13 protein-coding genes are annotated in these 15,843 nt (G+C 63.7%); 5 read left to right on the plus strand and 8 right to left on the minus strand.

The window, feature by feature from the left end:
• Positions 1–118: 118 nt before the first annotated feature.
• From NR193_RS05965 to NR193_RS05980, 4 genes are all read right to left on the minus strand, one after another.
• On the minus strand, positions 119–1,366 hold the full coding sequence (locus NR193_RS05965; protein WP_256749951.1) for a sugar ABC transporter substrate-binding protein: 1,248 nt from the start codon (positions 1,364–1,366) through the stop codon (positions 119–121).
• Between the two features lie 124 nt (positions 1,367–1,490).
• Positions 1,491–2,636 (minus strand): ABC transporter ATP-binding protein, encoded by a 1,146-nt coding sequence (locus tag NR193_RS05970; protein WP_256749952.1) that lies wholly within the window; start codon positions 2,634–2,636, stop codon positions 1,491–1,493.
• Positions 2,637–2,725: 89 nt separating this feature from the next.
• On the minus strand, positions 2,726–3,676 hold the full coding sequence (locus NR193_RS05975) for a PfkB family carbohydrate kinase (RefSeq protein WP_256749953.1): 951 nt from the start codon (positions 3,674–3,676) through the stop codon (positions 2,726–2,728).
• A 3-nt stretch (positions 3,677–3,679) separates the two neighbouring features.
• A complete protein-coding gene (locus tag NR193_RS05980; protein WP_256749954.1) occupies positions 3,680–4,480 on the minus strand; it encodes a class I fructose-bisphosphate aldolase in 801 nt (266 codons plus the stop codon).
• 162 nt (positions 4,481–4,642) lie between these two features.
• Here NR193_RS05980 and NR193_RS05985 point away from each other — a divergent pair, with 162 nt between their 5' ends.
• From NR193_RS05985 to NR193_RS05995, 3 genes are all read left to right on the plus strand, one after another.
• Positions 4,643–5,404 (plus strand): DeoR/GlpR family DNA-binding transcription regulator, encoded by a 762-nt coding sequence (locus NR193_RS05985; protein WP_091576910.1) that lies wholly within the window; start codon positions 4,643–4,645, stop codon positions 5,402–5,404.
• Between the two features lie 268 nt (positions 5,405–5,672).
• The gene (locus NR193_RS05990) at positions 5,673–6,821 is read left to right on the plus strand and encodes a Gfo/Idh/MocA family protein (protein ID WP_256749955.1); all 1,149 of its coding nucleotides are present in this window, start codon (positions 5,673–5,675) and stop codon (positions 6,819–6,821) included.
• Between the two features lie 10 nt (positions 6,822–6,831).
• Positions 6,832–7,800, plus strand: coding sequence for an alpha/beta hydrolase (locus NR193_RS05995; RefSeq protein ID WP_256749956.1), 969 nt, complete (start codon positions 6,832–6,834; stop codon positions 7,798–7,800).
• On the opposite strand, the gene NR193_RS06000 is transcribed toward NR193_RS05995, so the two are convergent.
• Positions 7,788–8,822 carry a LacI family DNA-binding transcriptional regulator gene (locus NR193_RS06000; RefSeq protein WP_256749957.1) on the minus strand — a complete coding sequence of 345 codons (1,035 nt, stop codon included), beginning with the start codon at positions 8,820–8,822 and terminating at the stop codon, positions 7,788–7,790. The two genes, NR193_RS05995 and NR193_RS06000, sit on opposite strands and share 13 nt — an antisense overlap.
• A 269-nt stretch (positions 8,823–9,091) precedes the next feature.
• Here NR193_RS06000 and NR193_RS06005 point away from each other — a divergent pair, with 269 nt between their 5' ends.
• Together NR193_RS06005 and NR193_RS06010 are read left to right on the plus strand one after the other, a co-directional pair.
• Positions 9,092–10,045 (plus strand): sugar kinase, encoded by a 954-nt coding sequence (locus NR193_RS06005; RefSeq protein WP_256749958.1) that lies wholly within the window; start codon positions 9,092–9,094, stop codon positions 10,043–10,045.
• Entirely contained in the window at positions 10,042–11,325 is a 1,284-nt protein-coding gene (locus tag NR193_RS06010; protein WP_256749959.1) for a D-tagatose-bisphosphate aldolase, class II, non-catalytic subunit, read from the plus strand. Before NR193_RS06005 ends, NR193_RS06010 begins: the two co-directional genes overlap by 4 nt.
• An 8-nt stretch (positions 11,326–11,333) precedes the next feature.
• Here NR193_RS06010 and NR193_RS06015 read toward each other — a convergent pair whose 3' ends face one another.
• The 3 genes from NR193_RS06015 to NR193_RS06025 form a co-directional block, all read right to left on the minus strand.
• Complete coding sequence (locus NR193_RS06015; RefSeq protein ID WP_256749960.1) at positions 11,334–12,854, minus strand: zinc-binding dehydrogenase; 1,521 nt, start codon at positions 12,852–12,854, stop codon at positions 11,334–11,336.
• A gap of 9 nt (positions 12,855–12,863) precedes the next feature.
• Complete coding sequence (locus tag NR193_RS06020) at positions 12,864–13,301, minus strand: SRPBCC family protein (protein ID WP_256749961.1); 438 nt, start codon at positions 13,299–13,301, stop codon at positions 12,864–12,866.
• A gap of 306 nt (positions 13,302–13,607) precedes the next feature.
• Complete coding sequence (locus NR193_RS06025) at positions 13,608–15,794, minus strand: flotillin family protein (protein WP_256749962.1); 2,187 nt, start codon at positions 15,792–15,794, stop codon at positions 13,608–13,610.
• Positions 15,795–15,843: the final 49 nt, after the last annotated feature.

The raw sequence follows: 15,843 nt of genomic DNA on the forward strand, positions 1-15,843 counted from the left end.
TACGCCTTCATGAGAAGGTAAGTTTCAAAAACAGGTCCATCTCAAATTGCCGATCCGTTGTTGCCGGGTGGCCTGCCCGAAGTCAGGCCACCCGGTCGAAGAAACGGGAACAGGCCGATCAGAATTTCGCCATCCAGCCCTTCTGAGCGGCGGCGGCGGCTTGTTCCGGAGACTGCTCGCCGGCGAGCATCTTCTGGGCTTGCACGTCGAACTGGGTCATCAGGTCTTCAGCCACCGGCAGGCCCGTGAACTCATTGGCGAGATAACCGGTCTTGAAGATTTCAAAAGCCTTGCCGAAAGCCTTGTCCGAGGTCACGAAATCGGGCTTGGCGTTGACGTTGCCCGGGAAGGCGTTTGCAAGCGACACGAGCTTGGCGTTCACCTTTTCACTCATCAGATATTGGACGAGTTTCCAGGCCTCTTCCTGATGTTTCGAGGCAGCAGAGATGCCGATGCCCCAGGAGGCATAGGGAAGGCCGCGCTTGCCCGTATAGCCCTCCACGACCGGGACCGGGATGAGGTCGAAGTTCAGATTGGGATTGCGCTTGCGGATGAGGTTCACATGCGCGAGCGAGTCGATCATCATCCCGACCCGGTCGTTGACGAATTCCTCGACCTTTTCCTGTTCGGTCTTGGTGGCGATGCCGGGCGAGATGGTGCCCGCGTCATTGAGCGATTTGACGAAGGTGAGCATGTCCACCACGGGCTTGCCCTCGAGAGCGGGCTTGCCGTCCCCCATCATCGACTGACCCGATGCCCAGACCCACGACATCATGTCGTTCTGGACGCCGGACGGCGTTTGCAGCGACAGCGGCAGCACCCAGCCATACTGGTTCTTGTCGGCATGGGTCATCTTCTTGGCGGCTTCGAGAAACTCGGCGCGGGTCGACGGCAGCTTGGTCACGCCTGCCTGGGCGGCGAGGTCCAAATTCACGAAGACCGGGTAGACGAAGGAAGCGACGGGAAACATCACCGCCTTGCCGTCCACCTTGATGATGTCCGCGACTTGGGCTTTGTCGAACTTGCTCGCATCCATCATCGGGTTCATGTCGGCGAGCGCACCCTGCGCGTTCAGATTGTTCACCCAGGCGCCGTCGAGACCGACGACGTCGCTGAGCGTTCCGGTTGCAGCGCCAACCGAGATCTGGTCTCGCGTGGTCGCATAGGGACCGCTGACCAGCGTCACCTTGATGCCGGGATTCGCGGCCTCGAAATCGTCCATGATTTTCCGCAAGGAGCCTGCGGGCAGCTCAGGCTCCCACCATTGGGTGAATTCCAGCGTCGTGTCCGCCATGGCGGCGGTTGCGCCAAGCAACCATGCTGCCGCGGCTATTTTCAGCATCGCGGGCTTTATCCGAAACGTCATTTTTTTCTCCTCCTTCTCTGGGATCGACCGCACAATGCAGCCGATCGTCTGCTTCATTCAGAAGTCTTCTTACGCGTACTTTCGCAGGCGCCTCGCTCTCGCCTGCGGGCTCTGCCACAATTCTTCAGATCGCCAGATGCGTCTCGGGATCGAAGAAATGGAGCTTGGTATCATCCAGGGCCAACCGGATTTCCGAACCGGAGCGGACTGCGCTGTCCGGTTCGAATCTCGCCACCGCATTCGACGTCAGGCCGAAATCCTGCACCGCGTCGGGGTCGCCGGAGTCCACCCGGATCGCGTCGATGTTCAGATGGACGATATGTTCCGACCCGAGTTCTTCGATCGAGGTCACCTTTGCCGGTATGGTCTGATACTTGCGGCCGGATTCGAGGCTGCTGTCATAGAGATCCTCCGGTCGTATCCCGAACACGACCTTGCGCCCCGCATACGACTTCAAACCCGGCCTGCGCACGAAGGCTGCATCCTGCAGCCGAATGGCAAAGGCGCCGGACATCAGCTCGCCGCCCGTGATGGTCGCTTCGAAAAGGTTCATCGAAGGAGACCCGATAAAGCCGGCAACGAAGGCGTTCACCGGCGATTCGTAGAGCCTCTTGGGTGTGTCGACCTGCTGCAGCACGCCGCCCTTCAGCACGGCGACCCTGTCCCCCATCGTCATCGCTTCGGTCTGGTCGTGGGTCACATATATGGTCGTCACGCCGAGCTGCTTTTGCAGACGGGTGATTTCGGCGCGCATTTGCACGCGCAGTTTCGCGTCCAGGTTGGAAAGGGGTTCGTCCATGAGAAAGGCTGCCGGCTCGCGCACCATGGCGCGGCCCATGGCAACCCTTTGACGCTGTCCGCCTGAAAGGTTCGCGGGTTTGCTGTCCAACAGAGACGTCAGCTGAAGGGTCTTGGCGATCTCGTCGACGCGCTTCTTGCGTTCGGCCTTCGGCTTGCCTGCCAGCCGCATCGAAAAGGCGATGTTTTCGAACACCGTCATATGCGGGTAGAGGGCGTAGCTCTGGAAGACCATCGCGATGTCGCGGTCCTTGGGCGGCATGTCGACGACGTCGGTACCGCCGATCCGAAGGCTGCCACTTGTGACGTCCTCCAATCCCGCGATCATCCGCAACGCGGTGGATTTGCCACAGCCGGACGGCCCGACGAGAATCAAAAACTCGCCGTCCTCGACCGACAGGTTCAATTGGTCGATTGCGTGAAAATTGTTCCCGTAGGTCTTGCAGATATTCTCAAGAACGACTTCTGCCATATTCCTCCCTCCACAAGTCTAAGCCACTGATTTTTATGATTGTCCTCGGCTCATGTTCACCTGCGAAATACTTCCTCGGATAGTTCGGGCTATGTTCCGGTATCGAGTTGCGCATATTTCAGTTCGACTGCCGACGGCGCGTTCGTCGACGCCAGGAGTTCCGTGACCTGGTCGGCGGTCGGAAGCGCCTCGCGCCCGCCACGCCCCGTTATCGAAAAGGCCGCCGCCGCGGCAGCGAATGCCACTCGGCCGGCGGTGTCGGCACCGCGCGTCAATGCAAGGGCATAGGCGCCATGAAAGCAGTCACCGGCGCCGGTCGAGTCGACGACGGCAACCCGGTGCGGAGGCAGGTGCCAGAGCCCTGTCTCATCGCGTCCGCGATAGTACACGCCCCTGCCACCATCGGTCAGAACCACGGCGGACCGCGACGGCAACCACAATGCATCGAGCATTTCGGCGGGCGATCGGCACCCCGTGGCAGTCCGAGCATAGCCGAGTGGCAGAATGAGATGGTCGCAGAGCGCGATCAGCCGCTCCGTGGCCTGGCCGCTGCTCCATTCGATATCGCCGAGGATCGCAAGGCCGAGATCGCGAGCCCGAGCCACGACATCCAGCGACCGGATCGCGTAACTGTCGACGATCAGGACGGTCGCACGGCTGAGGACCTCGTCCGGAAAGTCCGGCGCGGTGCCCAGCATCGCATCGTCGTCATATGCGATGAACCGCTCTCCGTCCGAGCCCACTGTGATGCGTGAGCGCACCGGGCGCGCGTCGGCGTGGCGTGGCGCGAATGCGGTTTCAACACCGCTCTCAATGAGATCACACAGCACGGCGTCGTCCGCGGCATTGCCCAGCCATCCGACGAACCCGGCGCTTCCGCCGAGCCGCGCGACGGTGGCAAGCGCCGTCGCGACATTTCCCCCGAACGCCCGGGCACTTTCAAGAGCCTTCCCCTTGCCTGCCGACAGCGGCTGATCGACATAGACGATGTCGTCGATCGCAATAGCTCCGAAGCCGAGGATTGAAGGGACGGTGGGCATCGATCAGGCACCCGCCTTCGCCAGGGCGTCTTGCGCCGAAAGGCCGTCATGGATGACGCCCCGAAAGGCAATCGCCGCCTTTTCCGGATCGCCATGCCCCCAGAGATTGCGGCCCACCACGGCACCGCGCGCGCCGGCCCGGATGGCGTCCGCCGTCTGCTGAAGCGCGCCGAGCAGCGTATCCGTCTTCGGACCACCCGCGATCACGACCGGCACCGGGCAGGTCCGAACGGTCTCTCGAAACGAGTCGAAATCGCCCGTGTAGCCGATCTTGATCACGTCGACGCCGGACTCGTAGCCGATGCGCGCCGCATAGGCGATCTCGTCGGGGGTGAAGACGATTTTTGCCCCGTCGGTGAAATCGCGAGGGTAGATATGCGCCACCACCGGCATGCCGTAACGGGCCGCCGCATTCACCGAATCGGTCAGCCAGCGAATGTATTTGCCCTCGGTCGCGCCGCGCACCGGAATGGCCACGGCCAACGCATCAGCGCCAGCGCGCACCGCATCCTCGGGCGTTGCAATCAGTTCACTGATGCGATCGTCTGGGGTGAAGCAGCCGGCCTGGATCACCAGGGAAGCCTTGCCCGCGTATTGCGGCCACAGATGGCGCGCGGTGCCAGGCTGGATGCTGACGTAGTCGGGTTTGCCCACCATGACGCGTGCAAGCGCGCCCGGCAGGTCGGCAAGACCTCCTTTGCGCACGTCGCCATAGCCGACAAAGTGGTCGACCGCGCCGCCAAAAAGATTCCCCGATGGATGTGAGAAGAGGCGCGCCAGGCGCACCTTGGTTCCGAGGCTCATGAGTCCAAAACTCTCCAATTGATTGACTTCAAAATCCCGGACTCAGTGTTTTCGAAAGAAAGAATAAATGCAATCTTTCGAAATCTTTCGAATTCGCATATTTTTGGTAGAGTGAACCGAGGCCAGGGCGATCGCTTGGCGCATGGAGGCAAGGACAAGGCAATGTTGTCAGAGCAGAGACGCCAATCGATCCTGGGTGAAGTGCAACGCAGCGGACAGGTTCGCATCAAGGACCTGTCAGACGATTTTGGCGTGTCGGAAGTCACGGTGCGCTCCGACCTTGAGATACTGGATCGCAAGGGGCTGCTGACCAAGACTCGTGGAGGGGCGGTGACCCGGACCACGGATTCGACCACGGCCGCGTTCGCCCGGCGGATGCAAACGAACCTCGATGCAAAGAAACGCATCGCCCGGGCGGCGATAGAGCTGTTCGAGGACAACCAATCGGTCATCTTCGACGGCGGCTCGACATTGATGCAGGTTGCCATGCTGTTACCGCCGCTCAGCAATGTCGTGGTCGCGGCCACGGCAATGAATATCGTGCAGCATCTGATGCATCGGCCCGGGCTCGACGTTCACATGATCGGTGGCCGGGTCTATCCAGACACGGTGAGCACGCTGATCACCGATGCCGACACGGCTCTCGGCGGCTTGGTAGCGCATCAGGTCTTTGTTGGAGCGCATGCGATTGACTCGTCACTGGATGTGGTCGACGTGAATGAAGACATGGCGCGAACGAAGCGAAACCTCGTGCGCATGGCCCGGCGCGTTGTCCTCCTTGCGGATTCGAGCAAATGGGGCGTCAGCGGGACCTCCAAGGCATTTTCGCTGTCGAGCGTCGATGTCGTGATCACCGACGATGGCCTGTCCGGCCCGATACGCAGCCAGCTTGATAGGACCGGGGTCAAGGTGATCTATGCCTGATCCCGTCGAGATCCCTGGCCGCGACGGCAATATCCAATGCGCGCATGACCCCACGGGATTCGCATCGGCGCCCGGCCGTTTTTCGTGTCTGTCATTTTCTCCTCCCAGGGCTGGCAGCCTCCCGATAACGCGCCAGCATTTTCGCATGTTGTATAAAAATTTTACGCGCGTCAATATTTAAAATGTTGTATAGCGCTTTCGAAGGCGCTCCGTTGCCCGCGCAATGGATTTGTCAGACCATGACCGCATTGGGGAGGTACGATCAAAAATGCACGGAAAATCAAAGACGAAGCTCGGGATCGGCGTCATCGGATGCGGCAATATCTCGATGACCTATCTGCGCAATGCCGCCCTCTTTGGCGGGATCGAGTTGCGCGCCTGCGCCGATATCTCGGCCGACATGGCAGCGGTGCGAGCGAAGGAATATGGCATCCAGGCACTCGGCGTCGATGCGCTGCTGGCCGATCCCGAGATCGATCTTGTCCTCAACCTGACCATTCCGGCGGCGCATTTCGACATTTCGTTCTCGGCGCTTTCGGCCGGCAAGCACGTCTTCACCGAAAAGCCGTTGGCAACTTCGGCCAGCGACGGGCGCCGCCTGGTGACGGAGGCGGCAAAGCGCGGCCTGCTGCTCGGCTCGGCGCCCGACACCTTCCTTGGCGCCGCCGGACGTCGCGCGCGCCGGCTGATGGACGACGGCGCCATCGGCCGACCGGTCACCGGCACGGCCTTCATGATGGGCCGCGGCATGGAGCACTGGCACCCCAACCCGCAGTTCTACTACCAGCCGGGCGGCGGGCCGGTGTTCGACATGGGGCCCTACTATCTGACCATGCTGGTCAACCTGCTCGGTCCGGTCGAGCGGGTCATGGCGATGGCCACGCGCGGCCAGGAGGAACGGCTGATCACCGCCGAGGGGCCATTCAAGAACACCACATTCAAGGTCGGCACGCCCACCAATGTGCTTTCACTGCTTGAATTCCGCTCGGGCGCGACCGTCACCTTCGGCGCCTCATGGGACGTCTTTCGCCACTCCAACCACCCGATCGAGCTGCACGGCACGGAAGGCTCGCTGCGGCTGCCCGACCCCGACACGTTCGGCGGCACCGTCTCGCTCTCCGAACGCGGCGCCGAGTGGAAGGATTTCGCCAGCGAAGGTGAACTCTATGGCGCCCGCAACTGGCCTTATGCGGCGCCCGATCGCGCCAACTACCGCATGCTCGGCGTCGCCGATCTGGTGCGCTCGCTGAAAACCGGCAACACGCCCCGCGCCTCCGGCAATCTGGCACTGCACGTGCTGGAAATCATGGAGGCGATCCTGCGTTCCGGTGAAACACGGGGCTCGGTCGCCATCGCCGGCGATGTCATCCAGCCGGCCCTGCTGACCGAGGACGAGGCAAGCAGCCTGCTGGCCTGAGGATATGACGATGACACTCGACCCGGATGCGCTGCGCGTCCTCGAAATCGGCCGCACGGCCGGCGGTGAGGCATTCGAGAATGGTAGCGTGGCGGCGGCGCGCACCGCCTACAATGCTTCGTTCCCGACGCTGCAGGGCGAGCACGAGCCGGTGGCAACGACCTCGGAGCAGCAGATCGACGGGCCGAACGGGCCTGTCACGATCCGCATCCATCGCGGCATCGGCGCGCCACGAAGCGGGGCGCCGGCGCTGCTCTATCTGCATGGCGGCGGCTGGGTCATCGGCAATCTCGATTCGCATGACGAGATCTGCCGGTGGCTGGCCAATCTCGGCGGCGCCGTCATTGTCTGTCCCGATTATCGCCTGGCGCCGGAACACAAATTTCCCGCCGGGCTGGAGGATGCCCGGGCAACGCTCCGCTTCATGGTGGAGAACACCGCCGAACTCGGCATCGACCCATCCCGAATCGGCGTTGCCGGCGACAGCGCCGGCGGCAATCTCGCCGCCGTGCTGGCGCTGCTCGCCCGCGACGGGCTGGCGCCATCGCTTGCCGCGCAGATCCTGATCTATCCCAACACCGATGCGCGGCAGACGGCCGACAGTTACCGGCGTTTCGGCGACGGCTTCGGGCTTACGGCCGCCACCATGGCATGGTTTCGCGACCACTATGTACGAACGCCCGGCGACATTGTGGACTGGCGCGTCTCGCCACTGCTGGCGCCTGATCTCGCCGGCGTCGCGCCGGCTTTCGTGGCGCTTGCCGGCTGCGATATCCTTGCCGACGAAGGGGCAGCCTATGCCAAGCGCCTGCAGGCCGCGGGCGTTCCGGTGATCTTGCGGCTATGGCCGGGCCAGATCCATGGCTTCGTCTCGATGGGACGCCATATCCCTGCCGCGCGGCAAGTGGTGGCCGAAGGCGTGGCTGCCTGGCGCCAATTCGAACAGGATTCGCTGGCGTCGGCTGCTCAAGCCGACTGACGCATCACCAGGGTCGCATCGAGCTTGACCGTGCGTTCCATGCCTTGCCTTGGCAGGTTGGCTTCGTCCAGGAGCGCCAGCAGAATCTCGACGCTGCGGCCAGCCATGGCGGCGAAATCCTGCGCCATGGTGGTCAGCGCCGGACAGGTGTAGCGGCTCAGCGGATGATCGTCATGCGCTGCAACGCGCAGGTCGCAGTCGGGCCTGCGGCCGATCTTCAGGCCGCGCGAGAACGCCGCCGACATCACGCCGAAGGCCAGGCGATCGTTGGCGCACAGGATGGTGCGGCCGGGCAAGGTGCCGGTCTCCAGCATCGTTTCCATCTGCTCGTAGCCGACGCGTTCGAACTCCCAGGTGTAATCGCGCGCCGCCTCGATGACGACCGGCTCGAACCCGGCCGTTTCCATCGCGATGATGTAGCTTTCCTGCCGTTCGCCGGAGTTGTGGTTGACATGCGGAATGTCGAGATAGGCCGGCGGCTCGCCCGACCGGCACAGATAGTCGACGATGGTCGACACGCTCTGCCGGTTGTCGTTGCCGACGAATGGCGTATCGCCCTCGATATAGGTGTCGAAATAGACGATCGGAATGTCCTGTCCGAGCTTGTCGAAAACGCTGCGGTCGGAGGCCAGGCCCAGCGGCGCGATGATCGCGCCCGCGACCTTCAGTGACAACAGCGTCCTGACCGATTCCGCTTCCAGCTTCGGCGAGCCGTGCGAGGAGATGACGATCGGCCAATAGCCTTCGTCGCGGCAGCGAAATTCGATGCGGCTGACCATCTCGGCATAGAACGGATCGGTGATCGTCGGCACGACGATGCCGATGTTGCGGGTGCGCTTGCGGTTGAGGTTGCGGGCGAAAAGGTTCGGCTGGTAGTCCGACGAACGCAAGGCGGCTTCGATGCGTGCCCGCGTCGCCGGCTTCACGCTCGCCGGATCGTCAAAATACTTCGACAGCGTGGGGCGCGACACGCCACATGCCTGGGCGAAGTCATCCATCGTGCGGTGCGTCTTCTCCGCCATCGATCTTTCAGGTCCTCTTGCCACAATCGCCGACCGGAACGATCCGGCCGTCACCAGTCATGCGGCCGTTGCCCGGAAGCGGCAATGCTTGACCGAACTTATTCAGTCAAATTTTCACGTTTCCCAATACAGCGCAAAAACATTACGTGCGTCAAATTATTTATTGACGCTCTAAAACTGACGACATAGGCTTCGAGAAAGCGACAAGACGCAACATGACGCTTCGCATCCGGCCGCCGGCCCGATGCTATCCGGCGAATGGTGAGGACATGAAGAAACTGGTTTGCGCCGGGGAGATCCTGGTCGAGATCATGGCCGAGCGGATCGGCCAGAGTTTCCTTTCTCCCGGGCCATTCGTCGGCCCGTTTCCATCCGGCGCACCGGCCATTTTCATCGACCAGGCGGCGCGGCTCGGCCAACCGGCGGGCCTGATCGCCGCGGTCGGCGATGACGATTTCGGCCATTTGAACATCGAGCGCCTGCGCGCCGACGGGGCCGATATCTCGGCCATCAAGGTGCATCGCGGTGCTGCCACGGGAACCGCCTTCGTCACCTACGAGACTGATGGCAGCCGGCATTTCGTCTACAACATCAGGCAAAGTGCCGCCGGCCTGATCGAGATCGGCACCGAGGCGCGCGCGCTGCTGGCCGGCGCCGATCATTTTCATGTGATGGGCACGTCGCTCTTTTCTCCGCAAACGATCGCGGTGGCGCGCACCGGGATCGAGGCCGTCAAGGCGCGTGGCGGCACGGTCTCCTTCGACCCCAACATCCGCAAGGAGATGCTCGATCTGCCGGGTATGCGCGAAGCCTTGCATTTCGTGCTCTCGAAGACGGATCTGTTCCTGCCAAGCGGGCCGGAACTCTTCATCTTTGCCAAGGCGACCGACGAGGAAGGTGCGGTGCACGAAATGCTGGAACGCGGCATCTCGGCGGTGGTCATCAAGAAGGGGGCGCAAGGCGCCGTTCAATACGACCAGGCCGGACGCACCGCGTCGCCCGGATTCGTCGTCGACGAAATCGACCCGACCGGCGCCGGCGACTGTTTTGCCGCCGCCTTCGTCTCCTTCTGGCTGCGCGGGGCGGCGCCCGAGAAGGCGCTCAGAATCGCCAATGGCTGCGGCGCACTGGCGGTTACGAAGAAGGGGCCGATGGAGGGCATAGCTTCCCTTGCCGCAGTCGAGGCCTTCATCGAGACGGCCGAGACCGGAGAGACGGCGTGAGCCAGGCGACGGACAGGCTGGCTGCCATCGCGACGCGTCGCGCGGCTGGCGAACGCCGCGGCATCGCCTCGATCTGCTCGGCCCATCCGCTGGTCATCGAGGCGGCACTGCGCCACGGCAAGGCGCGCGATGCCGATGTGCTGATCGAGGCCACCTGCAACCAGGTGAACCACGAGGGCGGCTATACCGGCATGACGCCCGGGGACTTCCGTCGCTTCGTCGAGGCGATCGCCGGCAAGGTCGCCTTTCCGCTGGACAGGCTCGTGCTCGGCGGCGACCATCTCGGCCCAAATCCGTGGAAGCACCTTCCGCCAGGCGAGGCCATGGCAAAGGCCTCGCGCATGGTCGACGCCTATGCCGAAGCCGGCTTCACCAAGATCCATCTCGACGCGAGCATGGGCTGCGCCGGCGAAGGTGCCGCACCGCCCGACGCGACGATTGCCGCGCGCGCGGCGGAACTGGCCGCGGTGGCCGAGGCCGCGACCGAACGATCGGGCGGCGCCAAACCTGTCTACGTCATCGGCACGGAAGTGCCGGTGCCTGGCGGTGCCTTCGAGGCGCTGGACCATCTGGAGGTGACGACGCCGGAGGCGGCACTGGAGACGGTACGCATCCACCGGCAGGCTTTCAGCCGCCGAGGCCTCGACCAGGCTTTTTCGCGCGCGATCGGCGTCGTCGTGCAGCCGGGCGTCGAATTCGGCAATGCCGAGGTGATCGCCTACCAGCCGGAACGCGCCGGCGCCTTGGCCGGCACGCTGCGGGACCTGCCGCAATTCGTCTTCGAGGCTCACTCGACGGACTACCAGCCGGTCGAAGCGCTGACCGCGCTGGTCGACAATGGCTTCGCCATCCTCAAGGTCGGGCCATGGCTGACCTTCGCGCTCCGCGAGGCGCTCTATGGGCTGAGCCACATCGCCGACATCCTCGCCCCCGATGCGGCGCGCGAAAGCCTGCCGGCGGCCATGGAACGCGCCATGCAGGCAGCGCCCGCCAACTGGAAGAATTATTACCACGGCCCGGAGGCCGAGCAGCGGATAGAACGCCATTTCTCCTACAGCGACCGCATCCGCTACTACTGGCCGGCACCGGCGGCGCAGCAGGCCACGGACGCGCTGATGCAGGCGCTCGGCGGCCGCGACATTCCCCCACCCCTCATCAGCCAGTACCTTGGTCATCTCTATGGCGCGGTGGCGAACGGTTCCGTCGCGCCAAGGGCCAGGGACCTGCTGATCGGCAGCGTGACACAGGTTCTCGATATCTACGCCAGCGCGACCGGCTGACCCGCCAATTACGGCAGCAAGACCAGGGCTCCCGTCGTGCGCCGGGATTCCAGATCGCGGTGCGCGTCGGCGGCGTTGGCAAGATCGTAACGTGTCGGCGCCTCGACCCTGACGACGCCCTGGCGAAGGGCCTGGAAAAACCTGGCGACATGCGGCGCGAGCTTCTCCGGCGTGTCGGTGTAGTGGGCGTAGTTGGGCCGCGAGATGGTGAGCGACCTGGAGGCGAAGCGGCCGATGTCCCAATTGCCGACCGGCCCCGAAGCCTGGCCGAAACTGACGAGATGGCCACGCACGGCAAGGGCCGCCAGCGAACCGGCGAACGTGTCATTGCCGACCGCGTCATACGCGACATTGGCGCCCATGCCTCCGGTCAGCCGCATGACGGCCTCGGCGAAATTCTCGCGGGAGTAGACGATGACATGGTCGGCGCCGAGACGCTCGACGATCCGCGCCTTGTCGTCGCTCGACACCGTGGCGATCACCGTCGCGCCGAGATGGCGTGCCCATTGCACAAGCAACTGGCCGATGCCGCCGGCCGCCGCATGGATGAGGACGATGTCGCCGCGCTTCACGACATGGACATCATGCAGCAGGAAACTCGCGGCAACGCCCTTGAGCAGGCCGGCAGCGGCAATCTCATCTGGAATATCGTCGGAGAGATGAACCAGCAGCTCGGGCGCCATGTTGCGCCGCTCTGCATAAGCGCCAACCGGTGGGCAGGCATAGGCGACGCGATCGCCGACCGAAAAGCCCGACACCACCGGGCCAACCGCCTCGATGACGCCGGCGGCCTCCATGCCCGGCACGCCAGGCGGCTGCAACAGGTCGAAAAAGCCGGTGCGGCAATAGACGTCGATGAAGTTGACGCCGATCGCCGTATGATGGATCCGCACCTCGTTCGGCCCCAGCGGCGGCAATCCGATTTCTTTCAGCTGTAACTCCTCCGGTCCGCCATAACGCTCGACCAGGATTGCCCTGGTCGTCGAGGCCTGACCTGGAGCAACCGTTGACACCGTGCGAGGCACGCTTGCGGATGGCATCGGGACTGCAACCGCCCGCCGTTGTCTCGCGTCGATCGGCGAGCCCACGCTTCGGCGTCGCAAGAGGTTGCGCACGGCCGTAAAGCCGGCCTGATAGATACCTTCGGTGACAAGCTTGACCAGTTCGTCGCGGCGATGCGCTGGCGGGTTGAACTCGGAGCGCCATTCCCAGAAGGTCGCGTTGCCATCGGTCACCGGCTTCAGCCTCACCGAAGCAACATAGCCCATCAGCGGCAGCGGCGCCTCGAGCAGGCAATAGCTCAACCGATGATCCTTGTCCGACAGCGCCAGCAGTTGCTCACGCAACTCACCACCGTCAGCGAGCCGGAAATGGCGCACCGAGCCGACCGCATCGACAGGCTCGCCGCCTTCGATCTCGCTGAAGGCAATTGCCGGGTGCCAGCGGTCATGACCGTTGAAATCACGCAGGATCGCCCAGACCTCGTCGATCGGCGCATCGATGATCGTGCTCTGGCGAACCTGGACCATCGGCTGATGTCAGCGCCCGAACCGGTGTTTCAATGCGGTCAAGGCGGTCTGGAACACGCCATTGCCGATCTGCTGCATCAGGGCAGCTTCGCGGTCGGCGGCGCAATCGAACTCGGCCTGCCATTCGGCGAGCGTCAAATTGCCGTCGGTGATCGGTGTCAGCGACAGGGTGGCGACATAATTCTCCACCGCCATCGGGCTTTCGAGGATCGCGTAGCTGCAGGTCAGATCATAGTCGGACAGCGCCAACAGCCTTTCACGAATCCGGCCGCCGTCCTTCAGCGTGAAGCTTCTGATGCAACCGATCTGGTCGGCCTGCGCGTTCTGCTCGATGCGGCTCTCGGCAACGAACGGCGCCCAGCCGGGCAAACCATTGAAGTTGCGCACAAGCTTCCAGACTTCCGCCGCCGGCGCGGGAATGACCGAGGACACATAGACCTTGGTCATGCTTACGAGCCGGCTATCGGCATGGCAGTCCGCGCATGCATTGTCTCGCGCCGCGCCAGCTCGACCCCCACTCCGTCGAGCTTCGCTCGACACCTTTCCCCCGATCGACGGCGGAGAGGAAGGGCGCGAACCGTCCGCGGCGGGCTCCCTTCCTCTCCCTCCGGAGGGGGGAGAGGTGGCGCTGCGAAGCAGCGACGGAGCGGGGGAACCACTTGGCAATCATTGCGAACCGACGCAGCATGGCAATCAGGCTTCAAATATTGTCTCGCACGGCCCAACGAAGCGCAAGGAAACACCGCCCTCACCTCAGCGATCGCGGTCGTCATCGTCGTCCTTGGCGGTCTTTCCCTTGCCCTTCTTGTCGCGGGTCAGGCTCGAAATGTCCTTGGCATCGCGCAGCACGTCGGTCATGCGGCCGAGCGAGCCGCCCTCGATGCCGATCTCCTTCATCAGATTGTCGATCATCGGGGCCTGCACACGGTAACGCAGCGCCGAGTCGATCACCTCGTCGGTGACGTTGCGGTTGCCGCCGGTGCCACCGTTGATGCCGTCGACATGCAGGATCTTGATGCCCTCGATCTTCTCCATCGGCTTGACGCTCTCGCGGATGATGCCCTCCATGTGGTCGAGCAGCTTGCCACGCAGGCGCCCTGCCCGCGCGCCTTCGGAAAGGATGTTCTCGGCCTCGTTGAGCTGACGATGACCGGCGGCGTCGACCTCGTAGCGCTGGGCGGCGGCAAGGGCGTGGATCTTCTCCGACTCGGCCGAGGCGACGGCGGCGATCTTCTGCGCCTCGGCAAGGCTCTTTGCCGCCTTCATCTCCGCATCCGCGGCAGAGACTATGCGCAAGGCGTCGCGCTCGGCTTCGCGTTGCGCGCCGATCAGGTCGGTCAGCTTGCGGCGCTCGGCGATCTCGCGCTCGCGGGCGGTGAAGGCCTGTTCCTCGGCCTGAATAGCCTTGGCGCGGACGGCTTCCGAAGCGGCGATCGCCGAGGACCGCTCCTGCGTCTTCTTGGCGATGTCGATTGCCTTCTGGATTTCGGCGATCTCGATCTTCTGGTCGCGGTCGACGCCAAGCTGCCTGATATCGCGATCCTTGATCAGCCGGGCCTCCTCGATGCCGCGCTCGGTGGTGATGCGGGCACGCTCGACCTCTTCGCCGGCCGAGATCTCCGCTTCCTCGAAAGCCTGACGCTTGGCGATCTGCAGCGCTTCGAGGTGACGCTCCCTGGCGATCCTGACCTCGTCGATGGCGCGATCCTGCGCGATCCGCGCCGTCTCGGTCGCCTGGTTCTCGCCGATCTCGGCGCGGCGCTTTTCCGCCTCTGCCTTGGTCACTTCCAGCGCCTTTTCGGCCAGCGCGATCTGACGCTCCAACTCAGCGACCTCAAGCAGTTTCCTGCGCTCGATCTCGAGCTGGCTCTGCGTGCCCTCCCGCTCGATGCGGGCCTTTTCCAGCGACAGTTCGAGCGCAATCTGCTCGCGCTCGGTCAGTTCACGCATCTTCATCTCGGTCTCGTCGAGCGAACGGCGCCGTGCGATCTCACGGCGTTGCGTGTCTTCCTCGCTCTTGATGCGCTCCTCGGTGATGTTGCGCTCCTGGTTGAGGCGCGACTTCTCGACGGCTTCGCGCGACGAGAGCTGGGCCTGCTCGGATTCCTGGTCGCGCAGTGCGCGCTCGATGGCGAGCTCAGAGCGCTGCGCGGCACGGCGGATCTCGACTTCGCGCTCCTGTTCGAGGCGGGCATATTCGCTGTCGCGGTCGATCTCCAGCACCTTGCGTTGGGTGTCGAGGTTCTGGTTGCGGATATCGACCAGCGTGCGCTGCTCGATCTCGTTGCGCATCCGGCGCCGGGTCTCGATCGATTCCGTCAGCTGCGTCAGACCCTCGGCGTCGAAGGCGTTGGACGGGTCGAAATATTCGAGGCTGGTCTGGTCAAGATCGACGATGGCGACGCTCTCCAGCTCGAGCCCGTTGGCGGCGAGCGATTCCGAAGCGAGGCTCCGCACCTTGGCGGCGTAGTCGCCGCGCAATTCGTGCATCTCCTCCAGCGTCATCTGGGCCGCGACCGTGCGCAGGGCGCCAGCAAACTTGCCCTCCAGCAATTCGCGCAGGCTGTCGGGCTGCAGCGTCCGGCGGCCAAGCGTCTGCGCGGCGGCGGCCACCAGGTCGCGGCTGGCGCCGACGCGGACGAAGAACTCGGCGATCAGGTCGACGCGCATGCGGTTTTTGGTGATCAGCGCAAAACCATCCTCGCGACGCACCTCGATGCGCAACACATTCATGTTGACCGGGGTGATCTCGTGCAGCACCGGAATGACGAAGGCGCCGCCATTCACCACCACCTTCTCGCCCATGAAGCCGGTGCGCACGAACGCCGTCTCCTTGGTCGAGCGGCGATAGAGCCAGCGCAAGATGTAGACGGCGACCACCACGACGACCGCGGCAATGATCAGCCACAACAGGAAAGCGCCAAAGGTTTGCGCGTCCATGATCTATCCTCCCCAAGACAATACGGTCGGCACGGGGCGACCGGCGATA

This window comes from Mesorhizobium sp. Mes31, from assembly GCF_024519675.1.
Taxonomy (GTDB): domain Bacteria; phylum Pseudomonadota; class Alphaproteobacteria; order Rhizobiales; family Rhizobiaceae; genus Mesorhizobium.